The following is a 19,012-nucleotide window of genomic DNA, read 5'->3' as shown; positions in this document are numbered from 1 at the left end:
GTGGATAGCCATAGGGGATGTGGATGGGCGGGGGTGGGTCATCGGGTGGTCCGGCAGTCGGCGGCGATGGCGTGGAGGGCGGTGGTGAAGTCGGCGGCGAGGGTGGTGATGGTGGGGTGGGTGAGTTGGTCGGTTTGGAAGTAGAAGGCGAAGGTGAGTTGGCCGTCGGTGGCCTCGCCGACGATGTCGAGGGGGTGGCCGGTGCGGTCGGTGGAGTGGTGGTCTTGGCCGGGGGCGCCGTGGGTTTGGCCGAAGAGGCTGGTGGTGGCGTCCTGGGCGCGGGAGTCGAACTGGCCGAGGTAGTTGAAGGAGACTTGGGGATCGGTCGCGGGGGCGGGGAGGGTGCCGAGGTAGCGGAGGGCGCTGTAGCCGAATCCGTTGCCGGGGAGCATGCGCAGTTGTTTGCGGACGTCCTTGATGATGGTGCGCCAGTTGGCGTCGGGGACGCGCAGCGCCACGGGGAACATGGTGGTGAACCAGCCGATGGTGCGGGAGAGGTCGACGCCGTCGAGGATGTCTTCGCGGCCGTGGCCTTCGAGGTGGATGGCGATGTTCGGCTGACCGGTCCACCGGGTGAGGGACCAGGCGAGAGCGGCCAACAGGACGTCGTTGACGCGGGTTCGGTAGGTGGTGGGGGCGCCACGGAGGATGGCGTCGGTGTCCTCTGTGGACAAAGTGACGGAGATGGCGTCGGTGCCGGGCGAGCCCGCGGACTCCAACGGGAGCCCGGCGCCCGTGTGTGATTGCCAGTAGGGGATTTCGTCGTCGAGGGCGCCGGATTCGACATGGGCGTGCAGGCGGCGGGACCAGTCCTGGAAGGACGTTGTCTTGCTGCCGAGGTCGATCGAGCCGGACAGGGCCTGGCCGTAGGCGGTGTCGAGGTCGTCGACCAGGATGCGCCACGACACGCCGTCGATGACGAGGTGGTGGGCGACCAGGAGGAGGCGGTACTCGGACGCCACGTGGAACAGGACGGCGCGCAGCAGCGGGCCGGTCTCCAGGTCGAACGAGGCGTGCACGGAGTCGGCGGCAGGTTCGACGGCGTCCCAGTCGGGGAGTTCGACGACATCGAGCAGAGGGACTTCCGCGACATCGTCGTTCCACTGGCGCCACGAACCATCCGCCCGCGAGAACCGGAGCCGAAGACCGTCGTGGTGAGCCAGCAAGGCCGACAAGGCCGCGCGGAGCGCCGCGATGTCCGGTGTGGACGTCAGCTCCACGTAGTGGGCCTGGTTGAAGTGGTGGTACCCCTCGCGCGGGCTGTCGAGGAACCAGCGCTGGATGGGCGTCAACGGCACCGGGCCGGTAACGGGCGCCCGATCGGCGATTTCATCCACAAAGGACACGACAGGAGCCAGGTCGCCGATGGTCTGGTGCAGGAAGAGGTCCTTGGTGGCGACCTTCAACCCGACCTGACGGGCCCGTGCGGCGACCTGGATGCTCAGGATCGAGTCGCCGCCGAGGGCGAAGAAGTTGTCCGCCAGGCCGACCCGGTCGATGCCGAGGACGTCCGCCCAGACCTTCGCGAGGGCTTCCTCCACCGGGTTGGTCGGAGCGAGGTAGGCGACCGTGCTGACGCTCAGGTCCGGCGCGGGCAGCGCCTTGCGGTCCACCTTCCCGTTGGGCGACACCGGAAGCGACGCGAGCAGCACGAACGCCGTCGGCACCAGGTGGTCCGGCTGGGTCTCGACCAGGAACTCGCGCAGTGCCGCGCTGTCCGGCAACGAAGAACCCGCGACGTAGCCGACGAGTCGCTTGTGCCCGGCGGGATCGGTGTGGACGGCGGCGGCCGCGTCGACCACGTCCGGGTGCGCCCGCAGGGCCGACTCCACCTCGCCGAGTTCGATCCGGAACCCGCGCACCTTGACCTGGTCGTCCGCCCGACCGACGAACACCAGCGCACCGTCGGCCGACCAGCGGACGACATCGCCGGTCCGGTACATCCGCCCGCCGTCGAACGGGTTCGCGATGAACCGCGACGCCGTCAACCCCGGCCGACGCAGGTACCCGCGCGCCAAGCCCGAGCCCGCGACGTACAGTTCTCCCGGCACACCAACGGGAACCGGCTCCAGGTCCGCGTCCAGCACGTAGACCCGGGTGTTGTGGATCGGCCGACCGATCGGCGGCACCCCGCCCGGTTCCAGCGGCGAACTCCACGAGGTGACCACAGTGGACTCGGTCGGCCCGTACGCGTTGATCATCCGCCGCCCCGGGGCCCACCGGGCGACCAGTTCGGCCGAACAGGCGTCGCCGCCGACGATCAGGGTCCGCAGGTCGGGGAACTGGCCCACCGGAACGGTGGCCAGCGCGACCGGCGGGATCAGCGTGTGCGAGATCCGCTCGTCGGCCAACACCGCCGCGAGCTGCTCGCCCAACAGCGGTCCCGGCGGCGGCACCACGATCGCCGCGCCCGCGCCCAGCGCCATGCACAGCTCCAGCACCGACGCGTCGAAGCTCGGCGAGGAGAACGCCAGCACCCGGTCACCCGGCCGCACGTCGAACCGCTCGACCTCGGCGGCCGCGAAGCTCGCCAGACCGGTGTGGGTCACGACGACGCCCTTGGGCTTGCCGGTCGAACCGGACGTGTAGATCACGTACGCCGGGTTCGCCAGGACCGGCTCGGGCAGCACCAGGTCGGACACGACCTCGGGCAGGACCGGCGAATCGAGCACCAGCACCGGTTCCGCGTCGGCGATCATGTAGTCGACGCGGTCGGCCGGGTAGTTCGGGTCGATCGGCAGGAACGCCGCACCGGCCTTGGCGACCGCCAGCTCCGCGACGACCAGCTCGGGCGAACGCCCCAGCCGCACCGCCACCACGGTCTCCGGCCCGGCGCCCTGGGCGACCAGCGCCCGCGCCACCCGGTCGGTCCGCGCGTCCAGCTCGGCCCAGGTGATCACCGAGGAGCCGCTGACCACGGCCGGGTCGTCCGGTCGCAGCGCGGCCGCGTGCCGGACCAGCTCGGGCAACGTCCGGGGCCGGGTGGCGACGAAGGTGTCGTTCCAGGTGACCAGGACCCGTCCCCGCTCGTCCGGCGTCATCACCGGCAGCGCGCCCAACCTGGTCGACGGGGCGGACGAGGCCGCCGCGAGCAGGGCGTCCAGGCCCGCCACGAACCGGTCGGCCGTGGTCGGGTCGAACAGGTCGGTGTTGTAGTCGAGGGTGGCGTGCAGGTCGCCGCCGTCTTCCTCGTGGAACTCGAAGGTCACGTCGTAGGCGGCGGTGACCACCGGGAACGCGACATCCGACGCCTCGACCCCGGCCAGGCCGGACGCGCGGCCGACCGCGTTCTGCAGCACGACCATCGCCTGGAACAGCGGGGTGCGGCTCGTGTCGCGCTCGGGGGCGACCGCGTCCACGACCCGCTCGAACGGCACGTCCTGGTTGGCGAACGCGTCCAGCACGGTCGACCGGACCTGGCCGATGAACCCGTCGAACGACGCCGACGAGTCCACAGTAGACCGAAGAACCAGTGTGTTGACGAAGAACCCGACCAGGTTGTGCAGGTCCGGGTGTTCGCGCCCGGCGGCGACCGTGCCAACCGCGATGTCGTTCTGACCGGTGAAACGGTGCAACAGGATCTGGGTCGCGGCGACGAGCACCATGAACAGGGTGGCGTCCTGCGCACGGGCGACCTCGCGCAGCCGGTCGACCACCTCGGCGGGAACCGTGAACGGAACCTGCGCTCCCGTGGTCGTGTGCACGGCGGGACGCGGCCGGTCGGTCGGCAACTCCAGGGCGGGCACCCCGGTCAGCACACCGCGCCAGTGGTCGAGTTGGGTGGCCATCACCTCGGTCCGACCACGTTGCCAGGCCGCGAAGTCCCGGTAGCGGATCGGCAGCGGCGGTAGTTCGGCCTCGGTGCCGGTGACCTCGGCGTCGTACAACGCGGCGAGGTCGGCCATCAGGACACCAGCCGACCAGCCGTCGGTGACGATGTGGTGCATGGTCAGCGCCAGCACGTGGTCCTCGGCACCGATCCGGAACACGACCGAACGCAGCAGCGGTCCGGTGGTCAGGTCGAACGGCTCGGCCGCCGCACGGTCCAAAGCGGACTCCAGCCCGGCCGGGGTCACGTCGACCACCGGCACCGCGACCTCGGCGGCCGGGTGGACGACCTGGGTGCCCTGCCCGTCGACCTCGTGGAACGTCGTTCGCAGCGACTCGTGCCGGGCGACCAACGCGGTCATGGCGGCGGTCACCGCGCCGAGGTCGAGCGGTCCGCGCAGCCGGATGGCCAGCGGGGTCACGTACTCGGTGCTGTTGGGCTCGAACTCCTGCAGGAACCACAGCCGCTGCTGCGCGAACGAGAGCGGCGACTCCGCGTCCTCGGGCAGCGGCGGGATCGACTCGGCGGCGGCGGCGCCACCGAGGGCGACCGCGAGCCCTTCAACCGTCGGGTTGTCGAACAGCAGTCGCGGCGAGACGTCGGTGCCCAGCGCGTCCCGCAGGCGGGCGACGACCCGGATGCTCAGGATCGAGTCACCGCCGAGCGCGAAGAAGTTGTCCGTGGCGCCGACCCGCTTGACGCCCAGCACCTCGCCCCACGCCCCGGCGACCACGCGTTCGGCGTCGGTGCGCGGTTCGACGAAGCCCGGCGCGTCGGTCCACTCCGGAATCGGCAGCGCACGGCGGTCCAGCTTTCCGTTGGCGGTCAACGGAAGTGCGTCCAGCTCAACGAAGGCGGCCGGGACCATGTACTCGGGCAGCGCGGCGAGCAGCGTGTCACGCAGCCCGGCCGTCGAGCCGACGACGTAGGCGACCAGCCGCTTCACCCCCGGCTCGTCCTCGCGGACCACGACCGCGACCGCGGAAACCGCTTCCTGGGCCCCGACCACCGTCTCGATCTCGCCGAGTTCGATCCGGAACCCGCGCACCTTGACCTGGTCATCCGCCCGACCGACGAAGACCAGCTCGCCGGAAGGCGTCCACCGCACGACATCCCCGGTCCGGTACATCCGCCCGGTACCAAAGGGATTCGCGATGAACCGGGACGCCGTCAACCCGGGCCGACGCAGATATCCCCGCGCCAGGCCGACACCGGCGACGTACAGCTCGCCGGGCACGCCGACCGGGACCGGCCGCAGGGTGTCGTCGAGGACGTAGACCTGGGTGTTCGGCAGCGGTCGACCGATCGGCGGCGCGGCTGCACCGGCCAGCGGCTCGGTCCAGGTGGCCACCACGGTCGCCTCGGTCGGGCCGTAGGCGTTGATCAGGCGGGTCACCGGTGCCCACCGGCGCACCAGGTCCGCCGAGGACGCGTCGCCGCCGACGATCAGCGTGCGCAGGTCGGGGAACTCACCTGCGGGGACGGTGGCCAGCGCGACCGGCGGGATCAGCGTGTGGCTGATCCGCAGGTCACGCAGCGCGGCCCCGAGCGGTTCGCCCACCAGCGGTCCGACCGGCGGCACGACCAGGGTCGCCCCGGCGGGCAGCGCCATGCACAGCTCCAGCACCGACGCGTCGAAGCTCGGCGAGGAGAACGCCAGCACCCGGTCACCCGGCCGCACGTCAAACCGGTCGATCTCGGCGGCGGCGAAGTTCGCCAGCCCCCGGTGGGTGACGACAACGCCCTTGGGCCTGCCGGTCGAGCCGGACGTGTAGATCACGTACGCGGGCGCGTCGACCGGGATCGCCACCTCGGGCGCGGTTTCCGGGTAGCCGGTGGCGTCCGGCAGCTCGTCCAGGGTGAGGACCGGCTGGGCGTCGTCGAGCATGAACGCGATGCGCTCGGCCGGGTAGTTCGGGTCGATCGGCAGGTAGGCGGCACCGGCCTTGAGCGCCGCGAGCTGGGCGATCACCAGATCGGCCGACCGGGGCAGCCTCAGGGCCACGATCGTCTCCGCGCGGGCACCCCGTTCGCGGAGCAGGTGCGCGACCCGGTTGGCGGCCGTGTCCAGCTCGGCGTAGGTCAGCACCCGGTCACCCTGCTCGATGGCGGGCTCGTCGGAGATCCGCACCAACCGGGGGAAAGCGACGGGCTCGACCGGGGTAGCCGTGTCGTTCCACCCGACCGTGACCAGCGCGTGCTCGGCCTCGGTCAGCCACGGCAGGTCGGCGAGGTCCCGCGTGGGGTTCTCGGCGAGCGCGCCGACCAGGGCGACCAACCGGCCGACGAAGGTGCGGGCGGTGGTCTCGTCGAACAGCGCCGGGTCGTAGCCCAGCTCGACGCGGAGCCTGCCCCCGTCGAGGTGGGCTACGAGGCTCATCGCCAGGGTCGTGGCCTCGGCCCCGTCCACGGTCTCGACGTCCGGGGCGCCCTCGGTCTCGGCGCCGTCCGGGAAGTTCTCGAAGGCGACGACGCTGTCGAACAGCTTGGGCACACCGCTCCACGCCTGCGCCTGGGCCAGCGACACGTGGTCGAACCGCCGGGACTCGGCCTGGGCGGCCTGCACCCCGCGCAGCCAGGTCAGCGCGTCGCCGCGCCGGTCGACCTGGAGGCGGGACGGGATGGTGTTGATGAACATGCCGACCATGTCCTCGACCCCGGGCAGGTCGGCGGGCCGACCGGACACCGTGGTGCCGAACACGACCTCGTCCTCGCCGCTGTAGCGGGCCAGCAGCAGCGCCCACGCGCCCTGTACGACCGTGTTCAGCGTCAACCCGTGCGCACCGACGTCGCCGACCGGGAGATCGGCCTGGACGTGTGCGGTCGACCGGGTTTGGTGCGCGTCGACCGGTTTGCGGTCGAACGGCAGTGGCGTCGGACCGTCCAGCCCGGCGAGCACCGCCCGCCAGTGCCGTTCGGCGGCCGTCATGTCCTGCGCGCCAAGCCATTCCAGGTAGTCGCGGAACGGCCGCCGCGCGGGCAGGGCGGCACCGGCGTAGCGGGCGAGGACGTCGGCGAAGACCTGCGCGGTGCTCCACCCGTCCAGCAGGACGTGGTGCGAGACCCAGAGCAGGTCGACGACACCCGGCTCGACCTCGTCCAGGACCACCCGGTTCAGCGGCCCGTGCACCAGGTCCAGCCCAGTGTCCACAGTAGACCCGTAGCTGACCGCGATCTGCGAGCCGACCAGGACGACCTGCACGGGCTCGGCGACACCCTGCCAGACGATCCGGGTGCGCAGCACGGGGTTCTGCTCGGCCACGTCGTGCCAGGACTGCCCGAGCCGCCGGATGTCGGTGACGCCGCGCAGCCGGACCCGGGTCTCGTTGACGTAGGCGTCCGCGTCGAGCAGTCCGTGGAACAGCATCCCGGCCTGCAACGAGGTCAGCGGGTAGATGTCCGAGACACCAGATCCGTCGCCGACCAATGAGTCCACTTCGGACTGGGTCAGCCGGGTCAGCGGGAAGTCCGACGGGGTACGGCCACCGGACTCGGCGCAGTGGGCGACGATCTCCCGCAGGGCGTCGATCATCCGGTCGGCGACGGCGCGGACGGTGGACTCTTCGTGCACGCCCGGCGCGTACTCCCAGTCGACGCTGAGCACGCCATCGGTCACCGCCGCCGTGATGTCCAGCAGTTGCGGCCGGGGCATGACCGGTCCGGTGCGCTCCGGGTCGGCGACCTGCTCGCGCAGTAGCCCTTCAGCGGCGTCACCCGCATCCCAGCGACCCAAGTAGTTGAAAGAGATTTCCGGCTCCGGCCGGTCCGCCAGCGTGCCCTTCACGTGGCGCAGCGCTTCGTAGCCCAAGCCCCGGTGCGGGATGGCGCGCAGGGTTTCCTTGACCGACTTCAGCGTGTCCGCCCAGCCGTCGGCGACCGGCAGCGCGACCGGGAACTGGCTGGTGAACCAGCCGACGGTGCCACCGGTGTCCAGCCCGTCGATGATCTCCTCGCGGCCGTGCCCCTCCAGGTTGACCAGGGCGGGCCCGCCGGTCCAGTCGGTGACGGCGCGGGCCAGCGCGGCCAGCAGGACGTCGTTGACCTGGGTTCGGTAGGCGTCCGGGACCTGGGTGAGCAGGGCGTCGGTGGTCTGGGCATCGAGCGTGACGCTGAAGGAGGCCGCCGTGTCCCGGTCGCCGTCCGCGTCCACCGGCAGTGCCCCGTCGACCGGGACCGCCTGCCAGTGCGGCAGGTCCGCGTCGAACCCGCCGTCCAGGGTGAACTCGGTGAACCGGTGCGCCCAGTGTCCGAACGGGACGGTGGGCTCCAGGAACTCGCCGCGGTAGGCGCGTTCCAGGTCGGCCAGCACGACCCGCCAGGACACGGCGTCGATCACCAGGTGGTGCGCCTCCAGGTGCAGCCGGTCGCCGTCGACCCAAGCCCGGACCATGTGCCCCTGGGAGATGTCGATCCGCTCGGCGAGCCCGCCCTCGGTCGGCTCCTGCACCCAACCGGCGGTGGTCTGGACGAATCGGGACCGCAGGCCTGCGTGGTGCTCGACGACCCTGGCCACGGCGGCGAGCACACGCTCGTGGTCGGCGTCGGGCGCCAGGGTGAAGGTCATCGACATGGTGAAGTGGTCGCGCTGCTCGGGCGTGTGCGTCGCGAAGAACCAGTGCTGGATCGGGGTCAGCGGCGCGGGTCCGGTGATCACCGGTTCCGGGGCGGCCGTGGTCTCCCGGGTGGCGACGGTGGCCAGTTCGGCGATGGTCTGCCGGACGAACACGTCCTTCGAGGTGATCGTGAACCCGGCGGCGCGGGCCCGGGACACCAGTTGCATGCTCAGGATCGAGTCGCCGCCGAGCGCGAAGAAGTTGTCCGTGGCGCCGACCTCGGGCACACCGAGCACGTCCGCCCAGATCCGGGCCAGGTCGCTCTCGGTACCCGGACGCGGCGGCACGTGCGTGGTGGACACGGTGACGGTCGGCTCGGGCAGGGCGCGGTGGTCGATCTTGCCGTTGTGCGTGGTCGGCAGCCGGTCGAGGCGGACGAACGCGGACGGCACCATGTAGTCCGGCAGGGTCTGGCGCAGGAAGGTCGGGTAGTCGGCCTCCTCGCCGACGAAGTAGGCGACCAGCCGCAGGTGGCCGTTGAGCTTGCGGGCGACCACGACCGCGTCGAGCACCGAGTCGTGCTTCTTCAGCGCGGCGGAGACCTCGCCGGGCTCGATCCGGTAACCGCGGATCTTGACCTGGTCGTCGGCGCGCCCCAGGAACTCCAGGGTGCCGGACGCGAGCCAGCGGACCCGGTCGCCGGTGCGGTACATCCGGGTGCCGGGGGTGCCGAACGGGTCGGCCAGGAACCGGCTCGCGGTCAGGCCCGGTCGACCCAGGTAGCCGCGGGTGACCTGCGGACCGGCCAGGTACAGCTCACCGGGGACGCCGATGGGCAGCGGCCGGAGCTGGTCGTCGAGGACGTAGCCGCGCGCGGTGGACAGCGGCGGCCCGATGACCGGGTGGTCCCCGACCATCGGCGACCAGGTGCCCTCCACGGTGACCTCGGTCGGCCCGTACAGGTTGTAGGCGTCGATGTCGGAGGCGGCGAGGTCGCGCCACAGGGCCGGGTTGATCGCCTCGCCGCCCAGGGTCATCACCCGCAGACCGGCGTCGAACAGGCCCGCCTCGGCGAGGCGGTTGGCGTGCGCGGGGGTGACGTCGAGGATGTCGAGGTGCTCGGTGGCGTAGGCGACCAGGGCGTGCGGGTCGAGCCGGGTCTCGTCGTCGATGATGTGGACGCGGTGGCCCGCGCCGAGGAACATCAGCGCTTCCAGCGAGGTGTCGAAGGAGAACACCGACGTCTCGCCGTAGTCCAGCGGCTCGCCGAGCGGGTCGATCAGCTCGGCGCGCAGGGTGGCGGTGAGCGCGCACAGGTTGCCGTGGTCGACGACGACGCCCTTGGGCTTGCCGGTCGAACCCGAGGTGTAGATGACGTAGGCGATGTTGCGCGGGTGCGGGTCGACGCCGGGATCGGTGTCCGGGAGGCCGGTCAGGTCCGGGATGTCGGTGAGCACCACGGTCGGCCGGGCGTCGTCCAGCAGGAACTCGACCCGGTCCTGGGGCATGGCCTGGTCGATCGGCAGGTAGCCGGAGCCGGTCTTCAGCACGGCCAGGATCGCCACGATCATGTCGGTCGTCCGGGGGAAGGACAGCGCGACCAGCGTGTCCGGGCCCGCGCCGAGCCCGATCAGGTGGTGGGCCAGCCGGTTGGACCTGGCCTCGACCTCGGCGAACGTCAGCCGGGCATCAATCCCGATCAGCGCGGTGGCATCCGGCGCCGTCTTCGCTTGGGCAGAAATAGACCGATAGATCGGGTCAAAAGAGACCGCCCGCGTGCCCTGCCACGACTCGATGAGGGCGGCCTCGTCGGCGTCGACCAGGGAGACGTCGCCCGCGACCGTGGTCGGGTCGGCGGCGATGGCGGCCAGCAGCGTGCCCAGGTGCCGGGCCAGCCGCTCGACGGTGTCCAGGTCGAACAGGTCCGGGTTGAACTCGACCGCGCCGCGCAGGCCCGCCGGGGACTCCTGGAACTCGAAGGTCAGGTCGTGGGTGGACGAGGTGACCGGGATGTCGACCTCGGCGACCGCCAGGCCGGGCAGCGCGGGGATCTCGTCGGGGGTGTTCTGCAGCAGCACCATGACGTCGAACAGCGGGCTGCGGCTGGTGTCCCGCTCGGGGCCGACCGCCTCCACGACCCGCTCGAACGGCGTGTCCTGGTGGGCGAACGCCTCCAGCGCCGTGGACCGGGCGCCCGCGAGCAGTTCGGCGAACGGCCGCCGGATGTCCACTGTGGAGCGCAGGGCGACCGTGTTGACGAAGAACCCGACGACCCGCTCCAGCTCGGCGCGGTCCCGACCGGAGGCGACGGTGCCCAGCGCGATGTCGTCCTGGCCGCTGTAGCGGGCGAACAGCACCTGGCAGGCGGCCAGCAGCGTGCTGAACAGGGTGCTGTCGGTGCGGCGGCCGACCGCGCGCAGCCCGGTCAGCAACTCGGCGGGCAGGGTGAACTCGTGCTTGGCGCCCGCGCTGGTCCGCACCGCGGGACGCGGCCGGTCGAGCGGCAGTTCCAGCGGCTCGACCCCGGACAGCGCCGCCTTCCAGAAGCCGAGGTCGACCTCCTGGGACCGCTGCCACCGGGTGAAGTCGGTGTAGCGGACCGGGATCTCCGGGAGCTGCGCGTCCACACCGGACAGAGCGGCCCGGTAGAGGGCGGACAGGTCGTCGGTGAGGATCGCGGTCGACCAGCCGTCGGTGACGATGTGGTGCAGGGTCAGCACCAGCACGTGCTCCTCGGGCCCGACCCGGACCAGGGTCGTCCGGAACAGCGGGCCGGTGCGCAGGTCGAACGGCCGCGCGCTCTCCCGGGCGACGACCTCGTGGGCGTCACCGTCCACAAGGGTCAGATCAGCGGGGTACGGCTCGTGCACGATCTGCACGGCCTGGCCGTCGACCTCGTCGAACGTGGTGCGCAGGGACTCGTGCCGGGCGATCAGCGCGGTCAACGCGGTGGTGAGCGCGGCGACGTCGAGGGTGCCGGTGAGCCGGAGCGCGGTCGGGCTGACGTACTCCGTGTCGCCCGGCTCGAACTGGTCGATGAACCACAACCGGCGTTGCGCAAACGATTGCGGCACCGGGCCCGCGGCCTCGACCACCGGAATCGCGTCGGTCCGCTCCCCCGGCACCGCCCGCGCCAACGCGGCGACGGTCGGGTGGTCGAACACGGCGCGCGGCGAGATCTGGGTGCCGAACGCGGCCCGCAGCCGGGACACGATCTGGATGCTCAGGATCGAGTCGCCGCCGAGGGCGAAGAAGTTGTCCTCCGCACCGACCTTCGGCAGCCCGAGCACATCGGCCCAGGCGGCGGCCACCACCCGCTCCGCCTCGGTGCGCGGTTCGACGTGGGCGGCGGTGGCGGCGAACTCGGGTGCGGGCAGGGCACGCCGGTCGAGCTTGCCGCTGGAGTTGACCGGCAGCGACGGCAGCGACAGCACGGCCGCCGGGACCATGTAGTCCGGCAGCTCACGGGCCAACGCGGCCCGCAGGTCGCCACCCGGCTCACCCACGACGTAGGCGACCAGCCGGGTACCGGTGGCGTCGGTGAACGGGACGACAGCGGCGTCGGTGACGCCGTCCTGCTCACGCAGCACGGCCGCGATCTCGCCGGGCTCGATGCGGAAACCGCGGATCTTGACCTGGTCGTCGGCGCGACCCAGGTAGTCGAGGAAGCCGTCCTCGGTCCAGCGGACCCGGTCACCGGTCCGGTACATCCGGGTCCCGACCGGGCCGAACGGGTCGGCGACGAACCGGGCCGCGGTCAGGCCCGAGCGGTCCAGGTAGCCGCGCGCGACCTGGGTGCCCGCCAGGTACAGCTCACCGGGGACGCCCGGCGGAATCAGGTTGAGATCCTGGTCGAGGACGTAAGCGCGCAGGTTGCGCAGCGGGCGGCCGATGAGCGGGCGCTCGTGCTGCCCGGAGAACAGACCGGTGGCGTCGACCGTGACCTCGGTGGGCCCGTAGTAGTTGACGACGGTCAGGCCCTTGTCCCGCGCGTCCCGCCACAGCTTCTCGGTCAGCGCCTCGCCGCCGAGCATGAGGACCTTGAGGCCGCTGTCGAGCAGGCCTGCGGCGGCGAGGTGGGCGGCGTGCGTCGGGGTGAGGTCGACGTACTCGATGCCGTGCGCGGTGACGTAGCCGACGAACGCGGCCGGGTCGATCCGCAGTTCCTCGCTGATCACGTGCACCTCGTGCCCGTCGACCAGGAACAGCAGGCCCTCCAGCGAGGTGTCGAAGGAGAACGTCGCGGTGAGCGCGAACCGGGTCCGGTCGACGCTGGTGATGTCGATCCGGTGGTCCTGGTGCAGGGCGGAGAGGTTGCCCTGGGTGACCACCACGCCCTTGGGGCGGCCGGTGGAGCCGGAGGTGTAGATGACGTACGCGGTCTGGTCGGCGCTGATGTCCAGGCCGGGGCTGATCTCGGGGAACCCGGCGGTGTCGGTCGTGCCGTCCAGGACGTAGACCGGGTTGGCGTCGTCGAGCAGGTAGGCGATGCGCTCGGCGGGCAGCGACGGGTCGACCGGCAGGAACGCCGCGCCCGCCTTGCCGACCGCCAGGATGGCGATCACCGTCTCGGCCGAGCGCGGCATGGTCAGCGCGACCACGCTCTCCCGGCCGACGCCCTCGGCGATCAGCTTGTGCGCCAACCGGTTCGCGATGGCCTCGACCTCGGCGAAGGTCAGCGACCGGCCGTCGTGGACCAGGGCGGTGGCGTCCGGGGTGCGGGTGGCCTGCCGCTCGAACACCTCGGTCAGCGGCTCGAACGGCAGCGGGTGGTCGGTGTCGTTGAACTCGACCAGCACCTTCTCGCGGTCCACATCGGACAGCCAGGGCAGCGCGCCGATCGCCCGCTCGGGGTCTTCGACCAGGGCGGTGACCAGGGCGCGCAGCCAGCCCGCGACCCGCTCGGCGGTGGGGCGGTCGAGCAGGGCCGGGTCGTAGCCGAGGTCGAGGTGGATCCGGTCGTCGACGTGCGCGGACAGGGTGAGCGGCAGGTTCGTCGTGTCGATCGCGTGGACCTCGGCGACCCGCAGCCCGTCGTCCCGGGAGGCGTCCTCGAACGGGTAGTTCTCGAAGACCACGACGCTGTCGAACAGCGCGGCACCGGCGGCGACCGAGCTGTGCGCCTGGATGCGCGGCAGGGCGAGGAAGTCGAACCGCCGGGACTCGCTCTGACCGGCCTGGATGTCACGCAGCCACTGGCCTGCCGGTCGGCCGGGGTCGGCCAGGACGCGGGTCGGCACCGTGTTGATGAACATGCCGACCATCGACTCGACGCCGTTCAGCTCGGCCGGACGACCGGACACGGTCGTGCCGAACACGACATCGGTCGTGCCCGCCCACCGCGACAGCAGCAGCGCCCACGCGCCCTGGACCACGGTGTTCACCGTCAACCCGGCCCGTTGCGCGGCGGCCCGGAGCCGGTCGGACTGAGCGTGGTCCAGGTCCGCCTTGACCGACGCGCTCGACTCGGTGCGGTGGGCTTGCGCGGGCGCGTGGTCCCACGGCACGGCCACCGGGTCGGCGAACCCGGACAGGACACCCGCCCAGTGCGCGTCAGCGGCCGCACTGTCCTGTTCGGACAACCAGCGCAGGTAGTCGCGGAACGGCCTGCGCACGGGGGTGACCGGCGCGCGACCCTCGACCAGGTCGGTGTACCGCTCGACGACCTCGCCGAAGACCTGCGCGGTGCTCCACCCGTCCAGCAGCACGTGGTGCGACGACCAGACCAGCACCACCCGCTCGTCGGTGAGCCGCAGCACGGAGACCCGCAGCAGCGGCGCGGTGTCCAACCGGAACGGTCGCGCGCGGTCCTCGGCCAGCAGGTGCCGCATCGCCTTCGCCTGGTCGGCCTCGGGCAGGTCGCGCCAGTCCCGGATGTCGGCGGCGAGCCGGACCGAGCGGCGCACGACCTGCACCGGCTCGGCCACGTCCTCCCACACCACGGCCGTGCGCAGCACCGGCGTCCGGTCCACAACGGACTGGAACGCGGCGACCAGCGCGGCCGGGTCGGTGACGCCGTCGAGCACCAGCCGGACCTGGTCGACGTAGGCGCCGTTGTCCGGGTCGACCAGGCTGTGGAAGATCATGCCGGACTGCAGCGGGGTCAGCGGGTAGATGTCCTCGACACCGGTGCCGTCGCCCGCGATGGCGTCCACTTGGGACTGGGTGAGCCTGGCCAGCGGGAAGTCCGACGGGGTGCGGCCGCCGGAGCCGGGGACGGTGCAGTGCCGGACGATCTCGCGCAGCGCCATCGTGGTCGCGTTGGCCAACCTGCGAATGGTCGCCTCGTGGTGCAGCGCGGTGGAGTACTCCCAGGTCAGCACCAGTTGGTCGGCCTCGACCACGCCGATGACCTCGATCGCGAAGTCGCGCTCGGCGGCCGGGTCCACGTCCGGTCCCGCCTCGTGCCGGGCGCCGAGCAGACCCTCGTCGTCACCGGTGTCGAAGCGGCCGTGGTAGTTGAACCCGATCTGCGGCAGCGGCCGACCGGCCAGCGGGCTGTCCGGGGTGAGGTAGCGCAGCGCCTCGTAGCTCAGGCCGTTGTGCGGGACCGCGCGCAACTGCTCCTTGACCGACTTGAGCACCGCGCCCCAGTCGCTGCCGCCGGGCACGTCCAGCGACACCGGGAACTGGGTGGTGAACCAGCCGACGGTGCGGGTCAGGTCGGCGCCGTCGAGCAGTTCCTCGCGGCCGTGGCCCTCCAGGGTGATGGCGGCGGTGTCCTCGCCGGTCCACCGGGTCAGCACCCTGGCCAGGGCGCTGAGCAGCACGTCGTTGACCCGGGTGCGGTAGCGCTCGGGCACGGAGTGCAGCACCGCGTCGGTCGTGGCGGGATCCAACCGCACGGTGACCGACGCGGCGCTGCCCGCAGTGTTGACGGGACCGGTCGTCCCGTCAACCCGGAGGTCCACCGGCAGCGGCGCGGGGGTGGGCACCGCCGTCCAGTGGTCGTTCGCGGGGTCGAGGCCGCCGTCGGCCACGAACCCGTGCAACCGGTGCGCCCACTCGGCGAAGGTCGTGCCGACCGGGGGCAGTGCCACCGGTTGTTGGTCGCGGAGCCGGGTGTAGGCCGTGACCAGGTCGTCGAGCAGGACCCGCCAGGACACGCCGTCCATGACGAGGTGGTGCACGGTGAGGAACAGCCTGCCGTCGTCGAGCAGCAGGGCGCGCAGCAGCGGGCCGTCGGCGAGGTCGATCTCGGCGCGGGCGGCCTCGATGCCACCGCCGCGGGCCAACGAAACCCCGACGTCGGCGGGCTCCTGCCGCCATTGGCCGTCGACGTGGCGGAACCGGCTGCGCAGCGCGTCGTGGTGGTTCACGACGGCCCGCAGCGCCCCTTCCAGCGCGGTCAGGTCGGTGTCCTCGGCGAGGTCGAACAGCACCGACATGGTGAAGTGCGCGCGGGGGCCGTGGGTCTCGAAGAACCACCGCTGGATCGGGGTCAGCGGGGCCGGACCCACCGGGACGGCGCGCTCGGTGGGCGCTTCCTCCCGGGTGACGACGAGGGCGAGTTCGGCGATCGTCTGGTTGACGAACACGTCGCGCGAGGTGAGCTTGAGACCGGCCTGCCGGGCGCGGGACACGATCTGGATGCTGAGGATCGAGTCGCCGCCGAGGGCGAAGAAATTGTCGGTGACCCCGACCCGCGCGGAACCCAGCGCGTCGGCCCACAGGTCGGCGAGTAGCGCCTCGGTCTCGTCGCGCGGGGCGACATACTGGTCGGCCGCCTCGGCGCCGAACTCGGGCGCGGGCAGGGCGGCCTTGTCGAGCTTGCCGTTGCGGGTCATCGGGAGCTTGTCGAGCCCGACGAACGCGGCGGGGACCATGTAGTCGGGCAGGGTCTCCTTGAGCGCGGCCCGCAGCACGGCCGGGTCCAGGTCGTCGGCGACCAGGTAGGCGACGAGCCTGCGGTGGCCGCCGTCCTCGCGGGCGACCACGGCGGCCTCGCGCACCCCGGGCCGGGCCAGCAGCGCGGCCTCGATCTCGCCGGGCTCGATGCGGAAACCGCGGATCTTGACCTGGTCGTCGGTGCGGCCCAGGTACTCGACGGTGCCGTCGGCGGTCCAGCGGGCCAGGTCGCCCGTGCGGTACATGCGGGACCCGGGCGGGCCGAACGGGTTGGGCAGGAACCGGTCCGCGGTCAGGCCCGGCCGGTGCAGGTAGCCGCGCGCGAGCTGGGCGCCCGCGATGTGCAGCTCACCGGGGACGCCGATGGGCAGGGGGCGGAGGTCGGCGTCGAGGATGTACGCCTGCAGGTTGCGCAGCGGGCGACCGATGCCGGGACGGCTGCCATCGACCACAGTGGACAGTGCGTCGACCGTGGTCTCGGTGGGGCCGTAGAAGTTGTGCACGGCCGTGTCCGGGAGCGCGCCGAGCTCGCGCCACAGGTCGTCACCCAGGGCCTCGCCGCCGAGCATCAGCACGGACGGGCGGTGGTCCGGGTGCGCGAGCAGACCGGCGGGCAGGAGCTTGCGCAGGTAGGACGGGGTGAGGTCGAGGAAGTCGATCCGCGCGCTGACCACGTAGTCGACCAGGGCGTCCGGGTCGAGGCGGATGTCGTCGCCGAGCAGGTGCAGCTCGTGGCCGCCCGCCATCAGGACCGGACCTTCGAGGGAGGTGTCGAAGGAGAACACGGCCGAGAGCGCGACCCGGAGCCGCTTACCGCCCGCGAAGTCGGCGAGGTGGCTGCGCAGCAGGTTCACCAGAGCGCGGTGCTCGACCGCGACACCCTTGGGTTTGCCGGTCGAGCCGGAGGTGTAGATGACGTACGCGGTGTTGTCCGGCCGCAGCCCGGTCTTCGGGTCGGTGTCCGGACCATCGATGGGGAGCGCGCCATCCAGGACGAGCACGGCGCCGGAGTCCTCGACGAGGTGCGCGCGGCGCTCGGCGGGCAAGGACGGGTCGACGGGCAGGTAGACCGCGCCTGCCTTGAACACGCCGAACTGGGCTACGACGGCGTCGACCGAACGCGGTAACGAGACCGCGACGATCTGCTCCAGCCCGACGCCCCGGGCGATGAGGTCGTGTGCGACCCGGTTGGCGCGGGCGTTCAACTCGGCGTAGGTCAGCGACTCGCCCGCGAAGACCAGGGCGGTGGCGTCCGGTGTCCGGCGGGTCTGGCTCTCGAAGACGGCGGGGAAGGTGGCGGCCTCGACGGGCAGGACGGTGTCGTTCCAGCCCTCGGTGACGGTGCGCAGCTCGGACTCGGTCAGCCACGGCAGGTCGGCCATCGGCCGGTCGGGGGCGGTGATGACGCCGTCGAGCAGGGTCAGCAGGTGCCCGGCGAACCGCTCGATGGTGACCGCGTCGAACAGGTCGGTGCTGTACTCCAGGACGCAGTCCAGGTGGTCGCCGCGCTCGCTGAACTCGATGCTGAGGTCGAAGTTCGCGGCCCAGCGGCGCAGGTCGACCTCTGCCACGGTCAGGCCGGGGAAGTCGGGCAGGCCCTTGGCGGCGTTCTGCAGCAACACGAGCACGTCGAACAGCGGGTTGCGACTCGGGTCGCGCGGGGCGCCGACGGCCTCCACCAACCGGTCGAACGGGACCTCGTCGTGGCTGAACGCGTCCAGCGCGGTGCCGTTGACCACGCGCAGGAAGTCCACAAAGGATACGTTTTGATCCACAGTGGACCGCAGTACGACGGTGTTGACGAAGAACCCGACAACCCGGTTCAGTTCGGCCCGGCCGCGACCGGCGGTGACCGTGCCCAGTGCCACGTCGTCCTGGCCGCTGTAGCGGGCGGCGAGCAGTTGGCAGGCCGCCATCAGCGCGGTGAACAGGGTGGTGTCGTTGGCGCGAGCCAGGTTGGTGAGCCGGGCGGTCAACGCCGCCGGGACACTGAACTGGTGCGCCGCGCCCGCCGGGGTCCGCACCGGCGGACGCGGGCGGTCCGCGGGCAGGCCGAGCGGCTCGGACCCGGACAGCGCGTCCCGCCAGTACTCCAGGTGCTTGTCCATCGTCGGACCGGTCAGCCTGTTTTGCTGCCACACGGCGAAATCGGCGTAGTGCAGATCGGGGGCGGGGAGGTCGCGACCGGCGTACAGGTCGGCCAGTTCCTCGGTGAGCACCCCCAGCGACCAACCGTCGACCGCGATGTGGTGGGAGGTGAGCAGCAGGACGTGCTCGTTGTCGCTGAGCTTGACCAACATCGCCCGCAGCAACGGGCCTTCACGCAGGTCGAACGACTTGGAGAACTCGTCCTGCAGGGTCGAGGCAAGCGCCTCCGGGGCACAACCGACCACCGGGACCGGCAGGTCGATCGACTCGTGCACGATCTGCACGGGCCGCCCGTCGACCTCCTTGAACGTGGTGCGCAACGACTCGTGGCGGGCGACCAGGGCGCGGATCGCAGAGATCAACGCGGTGACGTCGAGGATGCCGGTGAAGCGCAGGGCGGTACCGGAGTTGTAGTCGTTGCCGCCGGGGTTGAACTCGCTGAGGAACCACAGCCGCTGTTGTGCGGACGACAACGGCAGGGCGTTGCCGCGAGCGGCGACCGGGATCTGCTCCTGCACCGGGGCTTTACCGGCCTTGCCCGCGAGGCGCTTCTCCATCTGGGCGCGCAGGTGCGGCGGAAGGGCGTCCAAACGGCTCTGGCGTGGGGACTTGGAGGTGGTCATGGCTGGCTGCT

The 19,012-nt window shown here is 71.7% G+C and carries 1 protein-coding gene; it reads right to left on the bottom strand.

The window, feature by feature from the left end:
• Positions 1-38: 38 nt before the first annotated feature.
• Entirely contained in the window at positions 39-19,001 is an 18,963-nt protein-coding gene (locus H504_RS0116810; RefSeq protein WP_026423721.1) for a non-ribosomal peptide synthase/polyketide synthase, read from the bottom strand.
• Positions 19,002-19,012: the final 11 nt, after the last annotated feature.

It is taken from the genome of Actinokineospora inagensis DSM 44258 (assembly GCF_000482865.1).
GTDB classification, from domain to species: domain Bacteria; phylum Actinomycetota; class Actinomycetes; order Mycobacteriales; family Pseudonocardiaceae; genus Actinokineospora; species Actinokineospora inagensis.
This window is presented reverse-complemented; position numbering and strand designations above follow the sequence as displayed.

Excerpts from the sequence above, each read along its gene's own strand:
- H504_RS0116810 (WP_026423721.1), bottom strand. The coding sequence starts at position 19,001 with ATGACCACCTCCAAGTCCCCACGCCAGAGCCGTTTGGACGCCCTTCCG.